The sequence below is a fragment of the Caballeronia catudaia genome (genome assembly GCF_001544755.2).
Taxonomy (GTDB): Bacteria; Pseudomonadota; Gammaproteobacteria; order Burkholderiales; family Burkholderiaceae; genus Caballeronia; species Caballeronia catudaia.
On sequence record NZ_FCOF02000015.1, the window covers coordinates 63,289 to 85,907 of the forward strand.

At 64.5% G+C, this 22,619-nt stretch carries 21 protein-coding genes; 12 read left to right on the plus strand and 9 right to left on the minus strand.

The genetic code is table 11. The annotated features are described in order from the left end of the window. Position 1 precedes the first annotated feature (1 nt). From pbpC to AWB75_RS17810, 3 genes are all read left to right on the plus strand, one after another. On the plus strand, positions 2–2,212 hold the full coding sequence (pbpC, locus tag AWB75_RS17800) for a penicillin-binding protein 1C (RefSeq protein ID WP_061125408.1): 2,211 nt from the start codon (positions 2–4) through the stop codon (positions 2,210–2,212). 219 nt (positions 2,213–2,431) lie between these two features. Further along, on the plus strand, positions 2,432–3,019 hold the full coding sequence (locus tag AWB75_RS17805) for a ComEA family DNA-binding protein (protein ID WP_061125409.1): 588 nt from the start codon (positions 2,432–2,434) through the stop codon (positions 3,017–3,019). A 153-nt stretch (positions 3,020–3,172) separates the two neighbouring features. After that, positions 3,173–3,631 (plus strand): YidB family protein, encoded by a 459-nt coding sequence (locus tag AWB75_RS17810; RefSeq protein WP_061125410.1) that lies wholly within the window; start codon positions 3,173–3,175, stop codon positions 3,629–3,631. Between the two features lie 83 nt (positions 3,632–3,714). Here the strand turns inward: AWB75_RS17810 and clpB are convergent, their stop codons facing one another. Together clpB and AWB75_RS17820 are read right to left on the minus strand one after the other, a co-directional pair. Further along, positions 3,715–6,312 (minus strand): ATP-dependent chaperone ClpB, encoded by a 2,598-nt coding sequence (gene clpB / locus AWB75_RS17815; RefSeq protein ID WP_061125411.1) that lies wholly within the window; start codon positions 6,310–6,312, stop codon positions 3,715–3,717. A 137-nt stretch (positions 6,313–6,449) separates the two neighbouring features. Next, entirely contained in the window at positions 6,450–6,944 is a 495-nt protein-coding gene (locus AWB75_RS17820) for an Rrf2 family transcriptional regulator (RefSeq protein WP_061125412.1), read from the minus strand. A 330-nt stretch (positions 6,945–7,274) separates the two neighbouring features. On the opposite strand from AWB75_RS17820, the gene AWB75_RS17825 reads away from it, so the two are divergent. Further along, positions 7,275–7,817, plus strand: coding sequence for a group III truncated hemoglobin (locus AWB75_RS17825; RefSeq protein WP_061125413.1), 543 nt, complete (start codon positions 7,275–7,277; stop codon positions 7,815–7,817). Between the two features lie 18 nt (positions 7,818–7,835). Here the strand turns inward: AWB75_RS17825 and moaE are convergent, their stop codons facing one another. The 3 genes from moaE to AWB75_RS17840 are packed head-to-tail and all read right to left on the minus strand — an operon-like array spanning position 7,836 to position 9,801. Further along, positions 7,836–8,309 (minus strand): molybdopterin synthase catalytic subunit MoaE, encoded by a 474-nt coding sequence (gene moaE / locus AWB75_RS17830; RefSeq protein WP_061125414.1) that lies wholly within the window; start codon positions 8,307–8,309, stop codon positions 7,836–7,838. 3 nt (positions 8,310–8,312) lie between these two features. Continuing rightward, a complete protein-coding gene (moaD, locus tag AWB75_RS17835) occupies positions 8,313–8,570 on the minus strand; it encodes a molybdopterin converting factor subunit 1 (RefSeq protein ID WP_061125415.1) in 258 nt (85 codons plus the stop codon). 4 nt (positions 8,571–8,574) lie between these two features. Further along, positions 8,575–9,801 (minus strand): molybdopterin molybdotransferase MoeA, encoded by a 1,227-nt coding sequence (locus tag AWB75_RS17840; protein ID WP_407642151.1) that lies wholly within the window; start codon positions 9,799–9,801, stop codon positions 8,575–8,577. Between the two features lie 207 nt (positions 9,802–10,008). Here AWB75_RS17840 and AWB75_RS17845 point away from each other — a divergent pair, with 207 nt between their 5' ends. From AWB75_RS17845 to AWB75_RS17870, 6 genes are all read left to right on the plus strand, one after another. Further along, positions 10,009–10,554: an NUDIX hydrolase gene (locus tag AWB75_RS17845; protein ID WP_061125417.1), complete on the plus strand. Its 546-nt coding sequence runs from the start codon at positions 10,009–10,011 to the stop codon at positions 10,552–10,554. An 11-nt stretch (positions 10,555–10,565) separates the two neighbouring features. After that, complete coding sequence (gene aat / locus AWB75_RS17850) at positions 10,566–11,297, plus strand: leucyl/phenylalanyl-tRNA--protein transferase (protein ID WP_061125418.1); 732 nt, start codon at positions 10,566–10,568, stop codon at positions 11,295–11,297. Between the two features lie 143 nt (positions 11,298–11,440). Beyond that, positions 11,441–12,268, plus strand: coding sequence for an arginyltransferase (locus AWB75_RS17855; RefSeq protein WP_061125419.1), 828 nt, complete (start codon positions 11,441–11,443; stop codon positions 12,266–12,268). Between the two features lie 109 nt (positions 12,269–12,377). After that, positions 12,378–13,400: a quinone-dependent dihydroorotate dehydrogenase gene (locus AWB75_RS17860; protein WP_061125420.1), complete on the plus strand. Its 1,023-nt coding sequence runs from the start codon at positions 12,378–12,380 to the stop codon at positions 13,398–13,400. A gap of 115 nt (positions 13,401–13,515) precedes the next feature. Further along, entirely contained in the window at positions 13,516–14,316 is an 801-nt protein-coding gene (locus AWB75_RS17865; RefSeq protein ID WP_061125494.1) for a cystine ABC transporter substrate-binding protein, read from the plus strand. A gap of 125 nt (positions 14,317–14,441) precedes the next feature. Then, positions 14,442–15,101 carry an amino acid ABC transporter permease gene (locus AWB75_RS17870; protein ID WP_061125421.1) on the plus strand — a complete coding sequence of 220 codons (660 nt, stop codon included), beginning with the start codon at positions 14,442–14,444 and terminating at the stop codon, positions 15,099–15,101. Positions 15,102–15,105: 4 nt separating this feature from the next. On the opposite strand, the gene AWB75_RS17875 is transcribed toward AWB75_RS17870, so the two are convergent. The 4 genes from AWB75_RS17875 to AWB75_RS17890 all read right to left on the minus strand — a co-directional run bounded on the left by AWB75_RS17875 (position 15,106) and on the right by AWB75_RS17890 (position 19,438). Further along, complete coding sequence (locus AWB75_RS17875) at positions 15,106–16,107, minus strand: Gfo/Idh/MocA family protein (RefSeq protein ID WP_061125422.1); 1,002 nt, start codon at positions 16,105–16,107, stop codon at positions 15,106–15,108. A 189-nt stretch (positions 16,108–16,296) separates the two neighbouring features. Further along, positions 16,297–17,049 (minus strand): FadR/GntR family transcriptional regulator, encoded by a 753-nt coding sequence (locus AWB75_RS17880; RefSeq protein ID WP_061125423.1) that lies wholly within the window; start codon positions 17,047–17,049, stop codon positions 16,297–16,299. A 483-nt stretch (positions 17,050–17,532) separates the two neighbouring features. Continuing rightward, positions 17,533–18,684 (minus strand): glycosyltransferase family 4 protein, encoded by a 1,152-nt coding sequence (locus AWB75_RS17885; protein ID WP_061125424.1) that lies wholly within the window; start codon positions 18,682–18,684, stop codon positions 17,533–17,535. Between the two features lie 217 nt (positions 18,685–18,901). Beyond that, entirely contained in the window at positions 18,902–19,438 is a 537-nt protein-coding gene (locus tag AWB75_RS17890) for a GNAT family N-acetyltransferase (protein WP_061125425.1), read from the minus strand. Between the two features lie 376 nt (positions 19,439–19,814). Here AWB75_RS17890 and AWB75_RS17895 point away from each other — a divergent pair, with 376 nt between their 5' ends. Next, the gene (locus AWB75_RS17895; protein WP_061125426.1) at positions 19,815–20,861 is read left to right on the plus strand and encodes a DUF1839 family protein; all 1,047 of its coding nucleotides are present in this window, start codon (positions 19,815–19,817) and stop codon (positions 20,859–20,861) included. 1,011 nt (positions 20,862–21,872) lie between these two features. Continuing rightward, positions 21,873–22,619 (plus strand): Crp/Fnr family transcriptional regulator, encoded by a 747-nt coding sequence (locus AWB75_RS17900; RefSeq protein ID WP_061125427.1) that lies wholly within the window; start codon positions 21,873–21,875, stop codon positions 22,617–22,619.

Consider the following 22,619-nt stretch of genomic DNA (forward strand, 5'->3'; position numbering starts at 1 on the left):
GATGAAACGCGCCGCTTGCATCCTCATCGCGTGCATGCTGTCGACGGCGGCGCACGCGTCGCCGGGCTTCGACGACGTGCGCGCGAAGTGGCGCAGCTCCGACTGGGTGCTGCTCGCCCGCGACGGCGAGCCGCTCGCGCGCGCGCGCATCGACAAGAACGCGCGGCGCGGCGACTGGGTCGCGCTCGCGGACGTGTCGCCGGCGTTGCGCGAGGCTATCGTCGTATCGGAGGACAAGCGCTTTTACGAGCACGCGGGCGTCGACTGGCGCGGGGCGGCCGCCGCCGCGTGGGGCAATCTGTGGAATACGCGCACACGCGGCGCGTCCACGGTGACGATGCAACTCACGAGCCTCATCGACGACGAAGGCAAACCGGCGGGACGTCGCTCCATCGGCGAAAAAGCGCAGCAGACGGTCGGCGCGCTGTGGCTCGAACGAAGTTGGCGCAAGGATCAGATTCTCGAGGCGTATCTGAATCTCGTGCCGTTTCGCGGTGAGATCGTCGGGTTGTCGGCGCTGTCGCAGACGCTCTTCGGCAAGGCGCCTTCCGGTCTCGACGAACGCGAGGCCGCGCTCGCCGCCGCGCTGGTGCGCGCGCCGAACGCGCCGTATCCGAAAGTCGCCGCGCGTGCGTGCGTGATCCTGCGCGACATGCAGGCGCTGCACGGCGCCCGTACCTTCGATCCATGCGACACCCTGAGCGGCTACGTTCAGCTCTCGCTCACGCGCACGGCGTCCGCGCCCGCTTTTGCTCAGGGCGACGACGCGCTCGCGCCGCATCTCGCGCGGCGCATCGCGGGCGAAGCGCATCCGGCGGCGGGCGCGCGCGTGCGCTCCACCGTCGATGCGCGCCTGCAACGCTTCACGCGCGACACGCTCGCGCGCACGCTCGCCGAACTGAACGCGCGGGCGCATCCGCGCAACGTGCACGATGCGGCGGCCATCGTGATCGACAACCGATCGGGCGATGTGCTCGCGTGGGTCGGCTCGGCGGGCGGGTCGTCGAACGCGCCGGAAGTCGATGCCGTGCTGGCCGCACGTCAGGCCGGCTCGACGCTCAAGCCCTTCCTCTACGCACAGGCCATCGACGAAAAGCGCGTCACCGCCGCCACCTTGCTCGACGACGCGCCGCTCGATCTCGCGACCGGCGGCGGCCTCTATATCCCGCAGAACTACGATCACGATTTCAAGGGCTGGGTGAGCGTGCGCACGGCGCTCGGCTCGTCGCTGAACGTGCCGGCGGTGCGCACGCTCGTGATGGTCACGCCGCATCGTTTCGCGAAGACGCTCGTCGCGCTCGGCCTGCCCTTGTCGAAGGCGGGCGATTACTACGGGTTCAGCCTCGCGCTCGGCAGCGCCGATGTCACGCTTGCGACGCTCGCCAATGCGTATCGCACGCTCGCGAACGGCGGCGTCGCGCGGCCGGTTTTCGATCTCGCGGACCATCGCGAGGCGCCCGAAGGCACGCGCGTATTCAGTCCGGAGGCGAGCTTCATCGTCACGGACATCCTCGCCGACAACAACGCGCGCACGCGCACCTTCGGCTTCGACAGCGTGCTCGCGACGCGCACCTTCAGCGCGGTGAAGACCGGCACCAGCAAGGACATGCGCGACAACTGGGCGGTCGGTTTCACGTCGCGATACACCGTGGGCGTGTGGGTCGGCAATGCCGACGGAGCGCCGATGTGGGACGTTTCAGGCGTGACAGGCGCGGCGCCGGCATGGAACGCGATCGTCAACTATCTGAACCGGCGATCGGATAGCCAGGCGCCGCGTGCCCCGGCGGGCGTGATTGCGACGCGCGTAACGTATCAGAACGATATCGAACCGGCGCGCAGCGAGTGGTTCGTGCGTGGCACGCAGATGAGCGACATCGGCCTGACGGCGAATGCGGCGCAGACCGCGCGCGGCGCATCGGCCGATGCACTGGCGGCACGCATCGGCGCGCCGACGAACGGCACGATCTTCGCGCTCGATCCGGATATCCCGCCGGCCCGGCAGCGCGTGTGGTTCGAGCGCGCGGGCAGCGGCGCGCGCCTCGCGTGGCGGCTCGACGGCAAGCCGTACGGCCACGACGCCCGCGCCGCATGGCTGCCGTGGCCGGGCCGTCACGTGCTGGAACTGGTCGATGCCAAGGGCGAAGTCGTCGATAAAGTCGGCTTCGAGGTTCGCGGCGCGTTCGCGAAAACCGTCGCCCGCGCATCCCGATGATGTGCGGCGCGAACGTTGCGCTGGCGGAAACCGCGACGTCATCCGTCCGGCGTTGCGCAACGTTAAAGATTGTGCGGGAAGCGCGGCGCACGCGACGGGGTCGTGCACAATGCGGACCGTCATCGTTCGGGACGGTTTTTTGCCCTATGCTTAACGGCAACTTTCCGATCGGCCCGAACTTATCGATCTATCCTTTCTTCTTAAGTCTGGAGTGCCGTCATGCTGAAAAAGCTGTTGATGCTGTGCCTGGCGTTCATGGTGTCGATCGGCGTCGCGTTTGCCGCGGTCGATGTCAATACCGCCGATCAAGCCGCGCTGGATTCGGTCAAAGGTCTGGGGCCGGTGAAGTCGAAAGCGATCATCGACGAGCGCACGAAGAACGGTCCGTTCAAGGACGCCGACGATCTCGCGACCCGCGTCAAGGGTCTCGGCACGAAGTCCGTTGCGAATCTTGAGCAGAACGGCCTGACGATCGGCGGCTCGTCACTGCCGCCGACGGGCAAAACGTCCAAGCCCACGACGACGCAAGGCGGCAGCGCCGCGCCGAACTCGACGGTCAAATCTTCGACAGCGGCCACCGCCGCGACCTCGCCTGCGGCCACGACGGCGCCGACGCCGGCCACGACGCCCGCCGCGTCCGCCACGCCTGCATCGGGCACGAAGGCATCGAAGAAATCGAAGAAGGAAAGCGCAGCGGCGACGACAGCGACTGCATCGAGCCCCGCAGCCGCCAGCGACGCGAAACCCGCCAAATCGAAACGCACCAAGAAAGACAAGGCCGCCAGCGCCGCGGCCGCCAGTCAGTGATTCTTCGGGGAACCTTATCGAAGGGAAATTGCCTTCGCAGGATCATCGTCGAACGGCCGCTCGCGGCCGATGCCCGCGCCGCCGCGCCTCGACTCCATCCGGATGCGGCGGCGCGAGCGAACCCACCCCGTAACCTTTCGTAGTGAGACCGCCATGAGCCTACTCGATATCCTCGCTTCTTCCCTCGGCAATTCGTCGCAACAAGGCGGGCAACCTGCCCAGTCCGGCCAGGCCGCGCTGATCGCGGTGGCGATGCAATTCATCAACAGCCAGCCGGGCGGCATCATGGGTTTGATCCAGCGTTTTCAGCAGCATGGCGCGGGCGATGTCGTCCAGTCGTGGATCGGCACCGGCGAGAACAAGCCCATCAGCCCCGGCACGCTCACGAACGTGCTCGGTGAGGACAATGTCGGTGCGCTCGCGCAGAAGGCCGGCGTCTCGGGCGATCAACTCTCGGGCATGCTGGCGGCGGTGCTTCCGCATATCGTCGACCGCGCGACGCCGAACGGCCAGGTGCCGCCCGAAGGCCAGCTCGATCTGACCGGCGTGCTCGGTTCGCTCGGCGGCCTCGCCGGTCTCTTCGGCAAGAGCGAAGAGCCGAAGCAGGGTTAAGCGCGTTTTTCCTTTTTTGTTTAAAAACCCCGCAGGCTGTGCGCCGTGCGGGGTTTTTGCTTTTCGGGCGGCAGCACCGCGCCTCAGTGCACCACGCGATCGAACACGAACTTCCCTTCCCGCACATCGACCGGAATGACGTCCTTGGGCCCGAACCGCCCGGCGAGAATCAGCTTGGCGACCGGATTCTCGATCTCCTGCTGAATCGCGCGCTTCAGCGGCCTCGCGCCGAACACCGGGTCGTAACCGACCTTGCCGATCTGCTCGAGCGCCGCGTCCGACACCTCGAGCTCCATGTCGAGCTTCGCCAGACGGTCATGCAGACGCTGCAACTGGATCTTCGCGATCGCCGAGATATTCGAACGATCGAGCGCATGGAACACGACCACGTCGTCGATACGATTGAGAAACTCCGGCCGGAAGTGCAGCTTCACTTCCTCCCAGACGGCGTCCTTCACGTTCTCCTGCGGCTCGCCGATCATGCCCTGGATGACCTGCGAACCGAGGTTCGACGTCATCACGATCACCGTGTTCTTGAAGTCGACGGTACGGCCCTGGCCATCGGTCATGCGGCCATCGTCGAGCACTTGCAGCAGCACGTTGAACACGTCCGGATGCGCCTTCTCGATTTCATCGAGCAAGATCACGCTGTACGGCTTGCGGCGCACCGCTTCCGTCAGATAGCCGCCTTCCTCGTAGCCGACATAGCCCGGCGGCGCGCCGATCAGCCGCGCGACGCTGTGCTTCTCCATGAACTCGCTCATGTCGATGCGAACGAGATGATCCTCCGAATCGAACAGGAACGCGGCCAACGCCTTGCACAGCTCCGTCTTGCCGACGCCCGTGGGCCCCAGGAACAGGAACGAGCCATACGGACGGTTCGGGTCCGACAAACCCGCGCGTGAACGGCGGATCGCGTCCGCGACCGCGCCGATCGCCTCGTCCTGGCCGATCACGCGCTCATGCAGCTTCGCTTCGATCTGCAACAGCTTCTCGCGCTCGCCCTGCATCATCCGCGACACGGGAATGCCCGTGGAACGCGACACGACTTCCGCGATTTCCTCCGCGCCGACCTGCGTGCGCAACAGGCGCGGACGCGTCGGGTTGTTCTGCTCCTGCGACTCGGCCTGCGTCACCTGCTTGAGACGCGCTTCGAGCTCGGGCAGCTTGCCGTACTGCAATTCCGCGACCTTTTCGAGCTTGCCTTCGCGCTGCAAACGCGTGATGTCGGCGCGCACCTTCTCGATCTCTTCCTTCAGTTGCGCGCTGCCCTGCACCGCCGCTTTCTCGGCAGTCCAGATTTCCTCGAGATCGGAATACTCGCGATTCAACCGCTCGATTTCCTCTTCGATGAGTTGCAGACGCTTCTGCGACGCTTCGTCCTTCTCTTTCTTCACGGCTTCGCGCTCGATCTTCAACTGGATGAGACGGCGGTCCAGCTTGTCCATCTCTTCGGGCTTCGAATCGATTTCCATCTTGATGCGCGACGCGGCTTCGTCGATCAGATCAATGGCCTTGTCCGGCAGGAAGCGGTCCGTGATATAGCGATGCGACAGTTCCGCCGCCGCGACGATGGCCGGGTCGGTGATCTCGACGCCGTGATGCAGCTCGTACTTCTCCTGCAAACCGCGCAGAATCGCGATGGTCGCCTCGACCGACGGTTCATCGACGAGCACTTTCTGGAAACGCCGCTCCAGCGCCGCGTCCTTTTCGATGTACTTGCGATATTCGTCCAGCGTCGTCGCGCCGATGCAATGCAGCTCGCCGCGCGAAAGCGCCGGCTTCAGCATGTTGCCGGCGTCCATTGCGCCTTCAGCCTTGCCCGCGCCGACCATCGTGTGGATTTCGTCGATGAAGACGATGGTCATGCCTTCGTCCTTCGCGATGTCGCTGAGCACGGCCTTCAGTCGCTCTTCGAACTCGCCGCGATACTTCGCGCCCGCGAGCAGCGCCGCCATGTCGAGCGACAACACGCGCTTGCCCTTGAGCGTCTCCGGTACTTCGCCGTTGACGATGCGCTGCGCGAGCCCTTCGACGATCGCCGTCTTGCCGACGCCCGGCTCGCCGATGAGCACCGGATTGTTCTTCGTGCGACGCTGGAGGATCTGGATCGAGCGGCGGATTTCGTCGTCGCGGCCGATCACCGGATCGAGCTTGCCGGCGCGCGCGCGATCGGTCAGATCGACGGTGTATTTCTTGAGCGCCTCGCGCTGGCTTTCGGCGTTCTGGCTGTCGACTTGCGCGCCGCCGCGCACGGCATTGATCGCCGCTTCGAGCGCCTTGCGCGACAAACCATGCTGCTTCGCCAGGCGGCCCGCTTCGCCGCGGTCATCGGCGACGGCGATCAGGAACATCTCGCTCGCGATGTACGTGTCGTTGAGCTTTTGCGCTTCCTTGTCGGCGGCATTGAGCAGGCCCGCGAGCTCGCGGCTCACCTGAACGTTGCCGTCCGTGCCCCGCACTTGCGGCAGACGCGCGATCGCATCGTTCAGCGAAGTCTGCAGCGCCTGCACCTGCACGCCCGCGTGCGACAGCAGCGAGCGCGCGGAGCCGTCCTGCTGCGCGATGAGCGCCGCCAGCAAGTGGACCGGCTCGATGTACTGGTTGTCGTGCCCGACTGCCAGGCTTTGCGCGTCCGAGAGCGCCTCCTGGAATTTGGTGGTGAGTTTGTCGATTCTCATTTTTCGAAGCTCCAATTCTGAATACGATCAAAATGAGGCGCTTTTTGTCACTTTCAAGCACGGTTTAGCTCGATAAGTGCATTTTTTGCTCTTCGACAATCATGGGCGCGGCCGCGCCGGACGCGAGACCGCTCCGATCAGGAGGGCACGCCGCCGGGCGCGAGCGCGTCCGCCGGAATCCGCGCGATAGTGGCGATGCCCAGCAGCGCCGCAAGCTCGTTCGCCGGGTGCGCGAGCTCGCCGACCGTGTGCTTGTCGAGCTCGGCGAGAAACGCGTCGCGCGCGGCCGCGAGCACGCCGCGCAAGCGGCAGTGCGGCTGAATCACGCAGGGCTGTGTCGCGACGCCCCTGTCCGCGAAGCAGCCGACGATCGCGAAGTCGCTCTCGGTCTTGCGCACGATCTCGCCGATCGTGAGATCGTTCGAGCGCGCCGAGAGCCGCAGCCCGCCGTTGCGTCCGCGCACCGTTTCGACCCAGCCCAGCTCGCCCAATTGCTGGACGATCTTCATCAAATGATTCTTCGAAATGCCGAAGGCGTCCGAGATTTCCTGGATCGTCGAGAGGCCGGAAGGCCGGACGGAGAGATACAGCAGAGCGCGCAGCGCGTAATCGGTATAGTCGGTGAGTCGCATGGTGTCGCGCGATTGGAATTGGGGTTAAGCGCCTCGGCGCATCGACGAACAGCGGAGCAGCGAGAAGGACCCGGACGGAAGCGGCGTCATGCCGCGCCGCTCCGAAAGTCCGCGCGGCGGCAAGGGAGATGACTTTCGCCCGGCCGCCCGAGGGCTACTATCCGCACGCGGGCTGGCACAATGGAGCCGGTACGGCATCCGCCAGTCGCAGTAACCGTAACAGGGAAGCCTCGCGCGGGTAACCGCCATTGTGCTTCATATCGCCGCCTTTCGTCAGCAAAACACCGGCTGGCGGTTCGAACCGCCGACCGATCGCACTACAGCCTTGCCATGAACTCAGATCCACAGCCCGCCGCGACCGCGCGGGAACGCGAACCCAGCGAGGCCAACGTCCGCGCGCTGGTCGAGGCCTTCTACCGCCGGGTCGACGACGACCCGCTCCTCGGCCCGATCTTTTCCCGCGCGCTGACGGGCCGCTGGGACGAGCATCTCGCGAAGATGACCACGTTCTGGTCGAGCCTCGTGCTCGGGTCGAAGCAATATCGGGGGAACGTGCAGGAGGCGCATCGGCCGATCGACGATATCGAGCCGCGTCACTTCGCGCGCTGGCTGTCGCTTTTTCTGAACACGGTGGAAGCGCGTTACGAGCCCGCCGCCGCCGTGCAGTTCATGGAGCCCGCGCTGCGCATCGCGCAGAGCCTGCAGCTCAGCAAGTTCGGCTGGGATTATCAGATTCCCGTCGAGCAGCAGGCGCTGCTCACGGCGCTCAAGCGCCAGCGCACGGGCGGTGCGCCCGAACCGCGGTTTCCCGAACGGCCGGACGCCGAGCCGTTTCCGGCGAAATTCGTCGGCAAATCGGTCGACGACGCGTAGCGCACTTCAAGGCGCGCTTCAGGGCTTCGCGCCCTGCCAGCGGGCGAGCGCCGCGTCGTCGGATTCGCGCGCATCGACCCAGCGTTCGCCGGCTTGCGTCTTTTCCTTCTTCCAGAACGGCGCCTGCGTCTTCAGATAATCCATCACGAAGGCGCAGGATTCGAACGCCTCGGCGCGATGCATCGCGGTCGTCGCGACGAGCACGATCTGATCGAGCGGCTTCAGCTTTCCCACGCGATGCACGATCAGCACGTCGGAGCCGCGCCAGCGCTCGCGCGCCTGATCTGCGATGGCTTCCAGCGACTTTTCCGTCATGCCGGGATAGTGCTCCAGCTCCATCGTCTCGACGGCGCTGCCCTCGTTCAGATCGCGTACCGTGCCGACGAAGCACGCAACCGCCCCCACTTTCGGATTGTCGGCGCGCAGTGCGGCGACTTCCGCGCCGATGTCGAAATCGGCTTCCTGCACGCGGATCTTGGCGTGTGTCGACATCGCTCAGCCACCCGTGACAGGCGGAAAGAACGCGACCTCGCACCCTTCCGTGATGCGTTGCGACGGCCCCGTCATCACGTGATTGCAGGCCATGCGCAGCGCGCGGCCCTCGGCGAGCGCCTCTTCCCACATGCCGCCGCGCATGCGCAGCCACGCGCGCACGTCACCGACGTTGACCACCGTATCCGGCACCGTGACCGTCTCGTTCGCGACGCCCAATGCCTCGCGCACGCTCGCAAAAAACCTCAGATCGATCTTCATTTCTCTACCGCATCAGTTCTGAAAAGGGGATGAAGCGCACGATTTCGCCTTCGCTTATCGCATGATTCGGCGGATTGTCGATGAGACCGTCGCCCCAGACGGTCGATGTCAGCACGGCCGAACTCTGATTCTCGAAGAGATCGAGCCCGCCCGACTCGTTCACGCGCGCACGCAGGAATTCGTTGCGGCGATCGCCCTTCTTCTGGCTGAAGTCGGCGCGCATCGAGTAGACGCGCGGCGCGACGTTCTCCCCGCCCGCGAGACGCAGTAGAAAAGGCCGCACGAACAGCAGGAACGTGCAGAAGCTCGACACCGGATTGCCGGGCAAGCCGATGAAATACGCCTCGCTTACCGAAGCCCCGCGCCGCACCGCGCCGAATGCGAGCGGCTTGCCCGGCTTCATCGCGATCTGCCACATCGAAATGCGTCCTTCGGCTTCCACCGCCGGTTTCACGTGATCTTCCTCGCCGACCGACACGCCGCCGCACGTCAGGATCAGATCGTGGTCGATGGCGGCGCGCCGCAGCGTCTCGCGCGTCGCGTCCAGGCGATCCGGCACGATGCCGAGATCCGTCACATCGCAGCCGAGCTTCGCGAGCAGCGCGCTGAGTGTGAAACGGTTGGAGTTGTAGATCGCGCCGGGTTCGAGCGGCTCGCCGGGCATGCGCAGTTCGTCGCCGGTGAAGAAGATCGCGACGCGCACTCGGCGCACGACATCCAGTTGCGCGCACCCGACCGATGCCGCGAGCCCGAGCGCCTGCGGCGTCAGGCGCGTGCCCGCGGGCAGGATGACCGAATCGCGCCGGATGTCCGCGCCTTGCCGCGTGATCCATTCGCCCGCGGCTGGCGTCTGCGCGAACGCGACGCGCCGGTCGTCCGAAACCTGCGCCATCTCCTGCATCACGACCGTGTCCGCGCCGGGCGGCACGGTTGCGCCCGTAAAGATGCGCGCGGCGGTACCCGCCGCGAGCGGCTCGGCCGCATGGCCCGCGGGAATGCGCTGCGACACCGGCAACGCGACGGGTGCGCTTTCGGTCGCTCCGGCGAGATCGGCGGCGCGGACCGCATAGCCGTCCATCGAGCTGGTGTGCATCGGCGGGACGTCGAGCGGCGAAGTGACGTCGGCGGCGAGCACGCGATTCTGCGCGTCGAGCGTCGCGACGCGCTCGCGCCCTTCGACCCGGCGCGCGGCGTCGAGCAGACGGCTGAGCGCTTCGCTCGTGGCGAGCATCGGAGGACGGCGGGAAGCGGTGGGCGTGGATGACATGAAGTTCGCTCGGGCGCTCGATGCGCCTCGATATGGAAAGAGCAGTGAACTATTGTAGCGAGAAGGCAGGCACTGCACGTCGTCCGCGGGAAGCCGTCCATGACGCCAGGGCGCCTCAAAGCCGCCGCAGTGCGGTGATACACTCGCACCAAACTTCCCACGTCCATTTCCATGAAATTCTGCTCCCTCTGCGGCCACGAGGTCGGCCTCGCCATCCCGCCCGGCGACAACCGCGAGCGCTTCGTCTGCGACAACTGCGGCACCGTGCACTATCAGAATCCGCGCAACGTCGTGGGCACCGTGCCGGTCTGGGACGACAAGGTGCTGCTGTGCCGCCGCGCGATCGAGCCGCGCTACGGCTACTGGACGCTGCCGGCCGGCTTCATGGAGATGCAGGAGACGACGAGCGAAGGCGCCGCGCGCGAAACGCTCGAGGAAGCGGGCGCGCGCGTGGAGATTCAAAGCCTGTTCACGCTGCTCAACGTGCCGCACGTGCATCAGGTGCATCTGTTCTATCTCGCGCGGCTGCTCGACATCGAAGTCGATCCGGGCGAGGAAAGCCTGGAAGTGAAGCTCTTCGAGGAAAGCGAAATTCCGTGGGACGAGATCGCGTTTCCGACCGTCGGCCAGACGCTGCGTTTCTACTTCGCCGACCGCGCCGCGGGCAATTTCACGCTGCATACTGGCGATATCTTCCGCACGCTGCGCGACGGCTGAAACTCGAGAACATGGTTCCCTGGCTCGCCGACGACGATCCGTTCCCGCCCGTCGAGCGCGCGCTCGGCGCATCGAGCGGCGCGCCGGGCTTGCTCGCCGCGAGCGCCGATCTGCTGCCCTCGCGGCTCGTCGATGCCTACGGGCGCGGCATCTTCCCGTGGTACTCGGACGGCCAGCCCGTGCTCTGGTGGAGCCCCGACCCGCGCATGGTGCTCTATCCCGCCGAGTTCAAGGTATCGGATTCGCTGCGCAAGACCTTGAAGCGCGTCGTGCGCGAGGCGGCCTGGGAAGTCCGCGTCGACGACGACTTCGCCGCCGTGATGCGCGCCTGCGCCGAGACGCCGCGCAACGGCCAGCGCGGCACGTGGATCACGCCGGATATCGTCGATGCATACACGACACTGCATCACGCGGGCAGCGCACACAGCATCGAAACATGGCGCGACGGCGTACGCGTGGGCGGGCTTTACGGCGTGTCCTTCGGGCGCATGTTTTTCGGCGAATCGATGTTCGCGCGCGAGACCGACGCGTCGAAAATAGCGCTCGCGGCGCTCGTCGGGCACTTGCGCCGCAATCAAATTGAGATGATAGACTGCCAGCAGAACACGTCGCATCTGGCGTCGCTAGGCGGCCGCGAGATCGCCCGTCGCGCGTTCGTCGCACATCTCAGAGGGGCCACGGCGCAACCGGCGATCGGCTGGCGCTTCGACAAAACCGTCCTTCTCGACGTGCTGGCACGCTGAACGCTACGGGCGTTTTGCCGGGCATTTCGCCAAACGCTTGACGCCGATCGACCCACGAACTGCAGCCGCCCACCGCGCGCCCGAATTCAGACACGCGCGCGCCGGCCGGCAACGACGAGACGACGCCTGCGAGAGCCGCCAACGTGACACATCCGAACGAGCTGCCGCTGTCACCGCTTTCCGCGCTGCAATTCTATGCAACAGCGCCCTACCCTTGCAGTTATCTGGAAGGGCGCGTCGCACGCTCGCAAGTCGCGACGCCGAGCCATCTCATCAACTCCGACGTCTATACCGAACTCGTCAAGGCCGGCTTCCGGCGCTCGGGCGTGTTCACCTATCGCCCATATTGCGACGGCTGCCGCGCGTGCATACCGGTGCGCGTGCCGGTCGCGCGCTTCGTGCCGAACCGGGCGCAACGCCGCGTGTGGAAACAGCACGGCAGTCTCGTGGCGAGCGTCGCGCCGCTGCATTACGACGAAGAGCATTACGCGCTCTACATGCGCTATCAGTCCGCGCGGCACGCGGGCGGCGGCATGGACCGCGACAGCCGCGACCAGTACGAACAGTTCCTGCTGCAAAGCCGGATCAACTCGCGCCTCGTCGAATTCCGCGAGCCGCCTCATCCGGGCCATCCCGACGAGCCCGGCGAGCTGCGCATGATCAGCATGATCGACATTCTCGGCGACGGGCTCTCGTCGGTGTACACGTTCTTCGAGCCGGGCCTGCCGAAGACGAGCTACGGCACGTTCAACATCCTCTGGCAGATCGAGCAGGCGAAAAGCCTCGACCTGCCGCACGTCTATCTCGGCTACTGGATCCGCGAGAGCGAGAAGATGGCCTACAAGGCGAATTTCCGGCCGCTGGAAGGCCTGATCGACGGACACTGGACGCTGCTCGATCCCGTGAACACGCAATCCGCCGGCACCCTGCCGATGCCCGGCCGTATCCAGGGTCCGGCGCAGCCGAAATAACGCCCGAAATAACGCCCGAAGCGGAAAGCCAACCCGGCCCGACCGGCACTTCGTCCAAAGCCGCTAAAATGGCGGTCTTAAAAAAATCGCCGTCACCGGCTTTCACTTCGTGTTCAGTTCCCTCTACCCGCTCGCGCGTTCGCATCTGTTCAAGATGGACGCGGAAGACGCTCATCACCTGACGCTGCGCATGTTGTCCGCGGCCGGCCGCACCGGGCTCGCCGGCGTGCTCGCCGAACGCGGCCCCGATTCGCCCCGCACCGTCATGGGCCTAACGTTCCGCAATCCGGTCGGGCTCGCGGCGGGCCTCGACAAGGACGGCGCGTGCATCGACGGGCTCGCCGCGCTCGGCTTCGGCTTCATCGAAGTCGGCACCGTGACGCCGCGCGCGCAGGACGGCAATCCGCGTCCGCGCATCTTCCGGCTGCCCGACGCCAACGCGCTCATCAACCGCATGGGCTTCAACAATCGCGGCGTCGATCAGTTCGTCGCCAACGTGCAGGCGGCGCGTTATCGCGGCGTGCTGGGGCTGAACATCGGCAAGAACGCCGATACGCCGATCGAGCGCGCCGCCGACGACTATCTCTACTGTCTCGAGCGCGTCTATCCGTTCGCGAGTTACGTGACGATCAATATTTCGTCGCCGAACACGAAGAATCTGCGGCAGCTTCAGGGCGCGGGCGAGCTCGATTCGCTCCTCGGCGCGCTCAAGGAAAAGCAGGAGCGTCTGTCCGATCTGCACGGCAAGCTCGTGCCGCTCGCGCTGAAGATCGCGCCCGATCTCGACGACGAGCAGATCAAGTCGATCGCGGGCACGCTGCTGGCTCACCGGATCGACGGCGTCATCGCCACGAACACGACGCTTTCGCGCACCGCCGTGACCGGCATGAAGCACGGCGACGAGACTGGCGGACTGTCGGGCCGTCCGGTATTCGATGCGTCGAATGAAGTGATCCGCAAGCTGCGCGCGGAAGTCGGCGCGGACCTGCCGATCATCGGCGTGGGCGGGATTTTCTCGGGCGCGGACGCACGCGCGAAGCTCGCGGCGGGCGCATCGCTCGTGCAGATCTATACGGGACTGATCTATCGCGGTCCCGCGCTGGTGAAGGAGTGCGTCGAAGCGCTCGCATGATCTTGTCGAACCCGTATATAGACATAAGCAAACGGTATTACGGCGCGATTGCATCTTTACTATGATCGCCGCATCTGAAGAAAGACGTCGTCGTCATCAAGAGGAGAACAACACGATGAAACTGTCCACGCTCAAGAAGCTCGTCGCCGCCAGCCTGATCGGCGCGGCATTCACGGCCGTCACGACCGCCGCCCACGCCGATGACCTGCTCGATCAGGTCAAGCAGCGCGGCACGCTGCGCGTCGGTCTCGAAGGCACCTTCCCGCCGTTCAACTCCAAGACGCCGGCGGGCGAACTGGTCGGCTTCGATGTCGATATCGCGAAGGCCGTCGCCGCCAAGCTCGGCGTGAAGCCCGAGTTCGTGACGACCGAATGGAGCGGCATCATCGCGGGCCTGCAGGCGGGCAAGTTCGACGTGATCGTGAACCAGGTCGGCATCACGGACGCGCGCAAGCAGACGCTCGACTTCTCGCCGGCGTACACGTATTCGAACGCGCAATTGATCCAGCGCAAGGACGACACGCGCGAGTTCAAGTCGCTCGAAGAACTGAAAGGCAAGAAGCTCGGCGTCGCGCTCGGCACGAACTATATGGACATGGCGAAGGCCGTGCCGGGCATCGACGTGAAAACGTATCCGGGCGCGCCGGAATATCTGCGCGATCTCGCCGCCGGCCGGCTCGACGCGGCGCTCAACGACCGCCTGATGCTTGCGTATCTGACGAAGAACTCGAATCTGCCGCTGCGTCCGGGTTCGAACGTCGGCCCAGGCAATCCGTCGGGCATTCCGTTCAAGAAGGGCAATCCGAAGTTCGCGAAGGCGATCTCCGATGCAATGACCCAGCTCGAAGCCGACGGCACGTTCACGAAGATTTCGGACAAGTGGTTCGGCATCGACGTGACCAAGCCGGCGAAGTAAGCAGCGCCGCTTGCGGCGTCGCGAGGGCGGCATCGTCACGGTGCCGCCCTTCTCTTTTTTGTCACCGGTTTAATATGTGCCGATTCGTTTCGCTTCAGCACCGTTTCAGTCAACGCGTCTCTTAAATGTCCACGACATCCCTGCTCGTTCAATCGGCGCCCGTGCTGGCGCAAGGCGCGCTTCTGACGATCAAGTTCGCGCTCTACTCGATGTTCTTCGGCCTCATCGCGGCCGTCGTGCTGGCGTTGATGGGCATCAGCCAGAACCGCGCGCTCGTCGCGATCGGGCGCTGCTACGTGAGCGTGATGCGCGGCACGCCATTGCTCGTGCAGATTTTCGTCATCTATTACGGCTTGCCGAGCATCGGGATTTCGCTCGAGCCGACGCCCGCGGGCGTGATCGCGCTGTCGGCGAACGTCGCGGCGTATCTGTCCGAAAGCATGCGCGGTGCGATTCTCGGCATTCATGTCGGGCAGTGGCTCGCGGCCTACAGCCTCGGGCTGTCGCGCGTGCAGACGCTGCGTTACGTGATCGGGCCGCAGGCGCTGCGCATCGCGGTGCCGAGCCTGTCGAACAGTCTCATCAGTCTGATCAAGGACACATCGCTCGTCTCGGTGATTACCGTGACCGAGCTTTTGCGCAGCGCGCAGGAAGTGATCGCGGCGACCTATCAGCCGCTGCCGCTCTATCTCGCGGCGGCCTTCGTGTACTGGATTCTTTGCAGCGTGCTGGAATTCGTGCAGCGGATTTTCGAGCGGCGTCTCGCGTTGCCGGGACGCCACTGACGCTTTAGTCCTTTTCGAAAGGAAAGCGCAGCTTCAGATCGCGCCGCGCCGCGTCGATGATCGCGATCATGCGCATCGACGTCGCGTGCGGCATCACCGGGCTTTCGGTTTCTCCGGCGCGCAACAGCTCGCAGAAATGCGCGGTTTCGTAGTTGAGGCCGCCGCCCGTGAACGGCTCGTCGAGCTCGATCTTGCGGCCATCCGTGTACGCGATGGTCGCGCGCGCCGGGTTCCACCAGTTCTCGTGAATGGTCACCGTGCCGAGCGTGCCGCCGATCAGCGCATCGCCGCGGCCTTGCAGATCCAGTCCGCAGAAAAGTTGCGCGATGCCGCGTTCGTGGCGCACGTTGAGGCTCGCGAACACGTCGACGCCGGTGCTGCCCAATCGGCCGATGGTCTGCACGTCGAGCGCCTCGCCGAGCCAGTCGACCGCGAGAAACGCCTCGTAAATGCCGATGTCGAGCAGCGCGCCGCCGCCTGCTTCCAGCGAGAACGACGGATGATCGAGCGGCACGTTCGCCATCGAGCACCCCGCGCGCACGAGACCGATTTCGCCGATCGGATCGCTTTCCAGATGCTCGCGCAGACGCCGGTAAAGCGGATAAAACGGCGGCTTCATCGCTTCCATGAAAAGCAGCTTCGCCGCGCGCGCCGCGTCGATCATCTCCCGCAGCGCGCGCGCATTCACGGCAGCGGGCTTCTCGCACAGCACGGGCTTGCCCGCCGCGAACGCGCGCAACGCGTATTCCGGATGACTGTCCTGCAAGGTCGCGATGTAAAGAGCATCGATGTGCCCGAGCATCGCATCGAAGTCGGCGAATGCGTGCGCGTCGAACGCTTCGGCGAGCGCGCGGGCGGTTTCCTCGCGACGCGAAGAGACGCCCGCGAGCCGCGCGCCTTCGACATGCGCGAGGCTGTCGGCGAAGCGCCGCGCGATGCGCCCCGCACCGACGATGCCCCAGCGTATCGTCGCTCCTTCGATGTTCGCGATGTTGGTATTGCTCAATCCTGCCTCCGTGCGCAGAGTTCGTCGTGCGGCGATTGTGCCTGAACGCGACGTATCACGAATCCGCGCGTTCGCGCACGACGCACGCACGACAAAAAGCCGGGACATGTCCCGGCTCCAGGCTCAGTCACGCTCAAAGCAGCATCGACGCAAACCGGCGGTCGAGTCGAGTCGAGTCGACGCCTCGCTTCACGCGCCCGCGGACGCGTTCACATTCGGCGCTGCGGGCTGGCTGCTCACGCGCTCCAGCGAGAACGCGCGGCCCACTTCCTCCGCCGCCAGATCGACGAGTGCGCGCGTCGCGGTTTCGGCGGCGGCGGAATCCTTCGCCTCGATCGCCTCGACGACGCTCTTCTGCGCCGCGAGCGTCGCCTCGCGCACGGACTCGATGCCGTCGACGATCGGATTCACCGTCACGAGCGCGCCGCGCACGATCGCCGTCATCTGGCGAAAGAACTGGTTGCCGCTCGCCGCGACGATGCGCGTATGCAGCACCTCGTCGGCCGCCTGATATTCCGGCTCGCCCACCTGCAAGCGCGAGAGCGTGTCGAACGCGTCGCGAATGCCGGCAATCTCGTCGGGCGTCGCGCGCGCCGCGGCGAGCGCTGCGGCGCGCGGCTCGATCAGCATGCGGAATTCGATTACATCACGCAAAAACATCTGATCCGGCTTCGCGCGAAAGCGCCAGCTCACCACGTCTTCGTCGATGAGACGCCAGTCGCTCATCGGACGAATGCGAGTGCCTGTTTTCGGCCGCACGTCCAGCATGTGCCGCGCGAGCAACATCGACAGCGCCTCGCGCATGACGGTGCGGCTCACGTCGAACTCCTTCGAGAGGATGTCCTGCGGTGGCAGTATCGCGCCATATTTTTGCTCGACGATGCCGGAGACGAGTCCGTCCATGACCTTCGCCACCAGCGATCGCTCTTTGTTTTCATCCATCTCGCTTCTCCCCTTCTTGCCTGTTCCGTAGCCGTGTATATGAGCGCATCGCTTTCGCTTCCCCGGGCTGCGAAAGGCACGACGGGTTCCCGACAGGTCCATTCGTCGTGCTTGATACGTTGCGTCTTCGTTGCTTCGAATGCCAGTGAGGAATTTCCTGACAGGGTATTCCCTCTGACCTCGATATCGCAGTTTGGTTTTTTCTCTTTTTTGCGCTGCACGTGCGTCTGCTGCCCTCGCGCCGCGCGCGCGCAGGCATTCATCAGGGAAACTGAAGAATGGCGGCGTCGCGGCGCGGCGAGTGCGTTCATTTCCGGTCCGACTTCTCCTCGGACCGATCATGCACTCATTTGAGCAAGCATCCAGTGGGCTTTCTGTTCGAACGCGAACGCAAGCCTGCTGGCATGGGCCTTTTGTATGATCGGACGGTTTGGACGACAGCGCCGTGGCGCGGTGCAGCGCAGGGATTTGTCAGCGCTATGCTTAAATCGCGCCATCTTGCGCGCGCGTGCGTCGGGAATCGATCGTCGCCTGGCGGCGCCGCATTGATTCGCGCTCGGCAAGGGTGTGCTGATAGATCGCCATGTACTCTGCGCTCACTCTTTCGACCGAAAGCTGCGGCAGATTTTGCCGCGCGCGCGCCGCGAACTGGTCGCGCGCCGGCCGGTCGAGCAAAAGCCAGTGCAGCTTCTCCGCCGCCTGTGCGATATCGCCCGCGGACACGAGCACGCCTGCCTCGCCGTCGTCGAGCATTTCGGGGATGCCGCCCACGCGGGTCGCGACGATCGCGCAGCCCGCCTCGCGCGCCTCGGCGACCACGAGCGGGCCGGGGTCCTGGCGCGAGAGCAGCGCGAACACGTCGGCGCTCGCGAAGTACGGCCGCGCATCGGCGACGAAGCCCGTGAAGTGCGTAACGTCCGCGATGCCCAGTTCGGCCGCGAGCGCTTCCAGCGAGCCGCGATCGGGGCCTTCGCCCACGAGATAGAGGTGCGGCTCCGGCATGAACTCGCGCTCGCTTTCGGACTGCTCGCGCACGAGCGCGAACGCATGCAGCAAATCCGCGATGCCCTTCCTGCGATACATGCCCGCGACACAGACGATATTCGGATGCCTGAGGTGCACCGGCTTCGCGGCAGGGCGGCACACGAGGCGCGGCGCGGCCACCGCGCCGTTGAGCACCACCGACAGACGCTCGGACCCGATGCCGTGCGCCTGCAAATCCATCGCCACCGCGCGGCTCACGGCCACCATGCGATCCCCGGCGCGCACGAGCGAAGCGCTTTTCTGCAGTTCGTGATGCACCGTCGTGACGAGCGCGAAGCGCCGCCGCATGCTGCCGAAACGCGAAATGAGCGCGCCTGTCATCATGTGCGCGTGCACGATGTCCGGATCGAAACGATCGATGAGACGATTGAAGCCCGCGATCATCGACGGCACGCGCCACGGCTGCCGCGACTGCTGCAGCGGAATATGCGTGATGCCGTGGCGCCGCAGGAGCGGTTCGAAGCCGCCGCCGGACGATGCGACCACGACGTCCTGGCCCATACGCGCCTGGACGCAGGCGAGATCGACCATCATGTTGACGGTGCCGTTACCGATCATCTGCGCGTGATTGGCGAGGTGGACTATTCGCATGAGAAGAGCTGTCTATGCGCGCGCCGGCCCATGCCGGCGGCGTCTTTCTTATTGTTTCGAGGACGCGCTTCGAAGCGGCTCGCGCCGCCTTGTTCGTTGTTCTTGCCTCGATGCCCGACGGTCCACGCCTTGGGGCTGCTGACTGCGGTTTTGTTTCGTTCTGACTGTTTCGCTGCACGCTCCGGTTGCGGCGCATTCAGCGGTTCTTCGGTGGCGGCTACAGCAACTCGTAGGTGTTCTTCGCATAGTCCTCGGCGGCGAACTGCGGCTTGCTCGCGCCGAATGCTTCGCGCGGCTGACGGCTTTTTCTCGTCAGACCGATATACGGCATGCCGTGCTCGAGGAACGGCCCTTCTGTCTTGCGAAAGCCGAATGCCTCGTAAAACGCGCGCAGGCTCACCGGCGCGGTCAGTCGCACGGCGCGGCCAGGCCAGCGCTCTGCCGACACCGAGAGCACGCGTTCGATCAGTGCGTGCGCCGTGCCGTCGCCACGGCGCAGCGGGCTCGTCAGGATTTTGTCGACCACCACTTCCGGATCGTCCGCATCGCCTGCGTGAATGCGTGCATAGGCGAGCACGGGCATCGAACGGGCCATGTCTTCTGCTGCGAAAACGTGAATGCCTGTTTCGTCGCGGCCATCTGCATCGAGATGGACATGCGATTGTTCGACGACGAACACCGCACTGCGCGCGCGCAAAATCAAATAAAGCTCACGCGCAGTGAGTTGTTCGAAATCCAGGGTTTTCCAGTTCATTGATTATCTCCATGCTTTACCGGTAATAACCGGCGTTGCGACGAGTGAACGTTACGTTCCGACCGGCCTTAATTCAGTGCGCCATCGCACCGACCCAGTCCGCGTGCGCCTTTCAAATAGGATCGACCACACGCAAGAAGGCGTCCCGGGGAAAAAGGCGCCTGCGCGGCCATTCGAACGTTCACGCGGCAGCCCGCAATGCGGACCGCCGCGCGCGCTCGCTTTGCGTCGATAGCACTCGCTTCATACGGCACCTTCATGGGAAAATCAAAATGCATACCGCCATCGGACGCGACAGAGACGTACAACTAAAAATCCATTCGCTCCTGTGCGCACGCGGTATCGGATACCGGTATTTCCGGCCCGAGGTCATGGCATGAGCGCGTTCCATACGAGCGGTGTGACGAATTCCGGCGCGAGTCGTTCACGCGTCGTGTCGCTCGATCCTTTGCGCATGCGCGCGCGGCGCCATCATGCTCACGCGCTGCACCGCGGCGAGCGCATCTGGCGCGAAGGCTTCGCGCCCATCGATCTTTGGATAGAACTCCTGCACGGCAATGGACTCGAGCCACGCGCGGCTCTTGCATTCACCGTCACGCAGGACTTCGAAGCCGATCAGTTCACGCTCGGCAAGCTCCCGTACGAAGATATCGAGAAGCTCTATGGCCTCCAGGTGCAGGAGCTTTCGGTGTTCGATTCGCTCGAAGAGCGCGCACTCGTCCAGACCCGCCGCGGAAACACGGTGCTCGTCGAAGTGGATGCGTTCTTTCTGCCCGACATGCGCGCCGTTTCATATCGGCGCGAGCATGCGAAGACGACCATCGGCATCGACGTGATCGATCCGGGCGCGCGGCGTCTCGGCTACTTTCATCACACGGGATATCACCTGCTCGACGGTGACGACTACGACGGCATATTGCGACCCGACGCGACGCACGATCCACACTGGACGCGCGAGTCGGCGCTCTTTCCTCATGTGGAATTCGTGAAGCGCGTGAAGGATCCGCTTTCGGGCACGCCGCTCGCCGAAGTCTCGGCGGATCTGTTGTGCATGCATCTTTTGCGGCGACCGATGCACAATCCGATTTCACGCTGGCGCGCGGCTTTTCCCGAGCATGTCGATGCGATGATCGCGCGCGGCGAAGCCTATACGCATCTGTACGCGTTCAATGTGATGAGGCAGCTCGGCGCGAACTTCGAACTGCTTGCGCACTATCTGCACTGGATGCGCGAGCAAGGCTTCGACATTCCCGTTCAGACGCATGCGGGCGCACGCAAGATCGCAAGCGAGACGATGGTCATGCAGTGCCGCCTCGCGCGCGCCATTTCGCGTGGACGACGCGAGCTTTGCGAGGCGTCGTTCGATGTCATCGAAGACACATACGAGCGCGTCATTCCTCCTCTCGCGGATATCGTTTGCTGACTGCGTTCGCGCGCGCGGCAAGCGCATTATTCCGCTTCAGCAAACGCTTGCTGCAAAAACACATTCGAAGCCCTGTTTCAAGGGCTTTTTCATTCGCTTACCCGCGAGACAGTTATTCGTCCCTATGTCCTCGTGATTCTTTACCGCAATTTGTTCGAGCCACGTTCGCGCTGCTTAATCAGTTCCGCATGAGATTGTCCGCGATGAAACATTTCGCGACGCGCCTCGTCGGGGCGAAAGATGGATCGGGACGCACCCATCCGAGGAAATGCGCGCGAACGTTCACGCGCGAACATGCTTCTTCGTGCGTTGCGTTCTGCGCGGCAGGCCTGTCGGGCCTCTGTGGGTTCCCGCACACTCGATAAGCCGCCACCGATGCAGGAATGCGCGTGGCGCGGCGCACGTATTTTTCGGAACGTGCAACGGGAGCAACGTTTCCGCTTCGGGCAACGCCGCGTGAAAGGGTTTTCGCGTTTCCCGCAAAACCAATCCCGGCAAGGCGTCGCGGGGAATCAAGGACAACGGAAAATAACGCGCGTTCGATATCCCACCCAGCGCATGAAACACAGATGAATCATTTTTCAATGTCCCTACGAAAGAAGGTGCCCTTTTGAAGGGGCGTCGGCGTGTGAGGCCTGTCGCACGGTGAAGCGATTCGCCTGAACCCTCATTCGAGACGATTACCCCGATGAAACGCACCGGGGCACGCGGCTATTCCTAAGACCACCCTTGTTCAATACTGAAACAAAAACGCTGCGCTGCGCTGCATCACGAAAACCTGATCCGCTATGAGGCCCCGCCAGCATTGCGATTGCCCGCACTGGCACAGTCCTCGCTAATAGAAACGCGCAACCCGAACCGACGCGAACAACAAAATCGATTCACGCGCCGACGGGCCGCTACGGGGCTGATGTGACGTTCTTCCTGTCTGGTCGCACGCGACTATCCGGAAGGACCACAACAGTAAATAAAAGTGAAGCGCAACGCGCGAAGTTTCGAGAGAGAACAATCATGCTGACCCTCCAGTCCGACCTGCACGGCAATCACCTGCTCGGCGCACTTCCGGCGCACGAATGGCAAGCGCTCACGCCGCATCTCGAACTCGTGCAGCTGCGCACCGAGCAGTTGCTGTGCGATTCGGGCCAGCGCATCCACCACGTCTATTTCCCGACGACGGCGATCATCTCGCTGCTGCACACGATGGAAGACGGCGGTTCGGTCGAAATCGCGGCGGTGGGCCGCGAAGGCATGACGGGCGTGCCCGTGCTGACCGGCGGCGAAACGATGCCGACGCGCGTGCAGGTGCAGTGCCCCGGCTTCGCGTATCGCATGAGCGCGCAAGCCCTGCGCGAGCAGTTCGGCCGCTCGGACTTCCTGCGCCGCCTGATGCTCCTTTATATGCAGGCTCTGCTCACCCAGGTCGCGCAGACGGCCGCGTGCAACCGGCATCATTCGCTGAACAAGCAACTTTGCCGCTGGCTGCTGATCGAAATCGACCGTACCGCGTCGAACGAACTGCAAGTCACGCAGCAACTCATTGCCGACATGCTGGGCGTGCGCCGTGAAGGCGTGACCGAAGCGGCGGGCAAGCTTCATGACGCGGGTCTCATCCATCACAGCCGCGGCTGCATCAAGGTCGTGGATCGCGAGGGTCTCGAAGCCCGCGCCTGCGAGTGCTACGGCCTCGTCAAGCGCGAGTTCGACCGGCTGCTCCCGCGTCTTCGTGCAACCGAGGCAGCAACGGCCTCGAGCGTTTAA

Coding starts and splice junctions, on each gene's coding strand:
- pbpC (WP_061125408.1), top strand. CDS start 2: ATGAAACGCGCCGCTTGCATCCTCATCGCGTGCATGCTGTCGACGGCG.
- AWB75_RS17805 (WP_061125409.1), top strand. CDS start 2,432: ATGCTGAAAAAGCTGTTGATGCTGTGCCTGGCGTTCATGGTGTCGATC.
- AWB75_RS17810 (WP_061125410.1), top strand. CDS start 3,173: ATGAGCCTACTCGATATCCTCGCTTCTTCCCTCGGCAATTCGTCGCAA.
- clpB (WP_061125411.1), bottom strand. CDS start 6,312: ATGAGAATCGACAAACTCACCACCAAATTCCAGGAGGCGCTCTCGGAC.
- AWB75_RS17820 (WP_061125412.1), bottom strand. CDS start 6,944: ATGCGACTCACCGACTATACCGATTACGCGCTGCGCGCTCTGCTGTAT.
- AWB75_RS17825 (WP_061125413.1), top strand. CDS start 7,275: ATGAACTCAGATCCACAGCCCGCCGCGACCGCGCGGGAACGCGAACCC.
- moaE (WP_061125414.1), bottom strand. CDS start 8,309: ATGTCGACACACGCCAAGATCCGCGTGCAGGAAGCCGATTTCGACATC.
- moaD (WP_061125415.1), bottom strand. CDS start 8,570: ATGAAGATCGATCTGAGGTTTTTTGCGAGCGTGCGCGAGGCATTGGGC.
- AWB75_RS17840 (WP_407642151.1), bottom strand. CDS start 9,801: ATGCTCGCCACGAGCGAAGCGCTCAGCCGTCTGCTCGACGCCGCGCGC.
- AWB75_RS17845 (WP_061125417.1), top strand. CDS start 10,009: ATGAAATTCTGCTCCCTCTGCGGCCACGAGGTCGGCCTCGCCATCCCG.
- aat (WP_061125418.1), top strand. CDS start 10,566: ATGGTTCCCTGGCTCGCCGACGACGATCCGTTCCCGCCCGTCGAGCGC.
- AWB75_RS17865 (WP_061125494.1), top strand. CDS start 13,516: ATGAAACTGTCCACGCTCAAGAAGCTCGTCGCCGCCAGCCTGATCGGC.
- AWB75_RS17870 (WP_061125421.1), top strand. CDS start 14,442: ATGTCCACGACATCCCTGCTCGTTCAATCGGCGCCCGTGCTGGCGCAA.
- AWB75_RS17880 (WP_061125423.1), bottom strand. CDS start 17,049: ATGGATGAAAACAAAGAGCGATCGCTGGTGGCGAAGGTCATGGACGGA.
- AWB75_RS17885 (WP_061125424.1), bottom strand. CDS start 18,684: ATGCGAATAGTCCACCTCGCCAATCACGCGCAGATGATCGGTAACGGC.
- AWB75_RS17890 (WP_061125425.1), bottom strand. CDS start 19,438: ATGAACTGGAAAACCCTGGATTTCGAACAACTCACTGCGCGTGAGCTT.
- AWB75_RS17895 (WP_061125426.1), top strand. CDS start 19,815: ATGAGCGCGTTCCATACGAGCGGTGTGACGAATTCCGGCGCGAGTCGT.
- AWB75_RS17900 (WP_061125427.1), top strand. CDS start 21,873: ATGCTGACCCTCCAGTCCGACCTGCACGGCAATCACCTGCTCGGCGCA.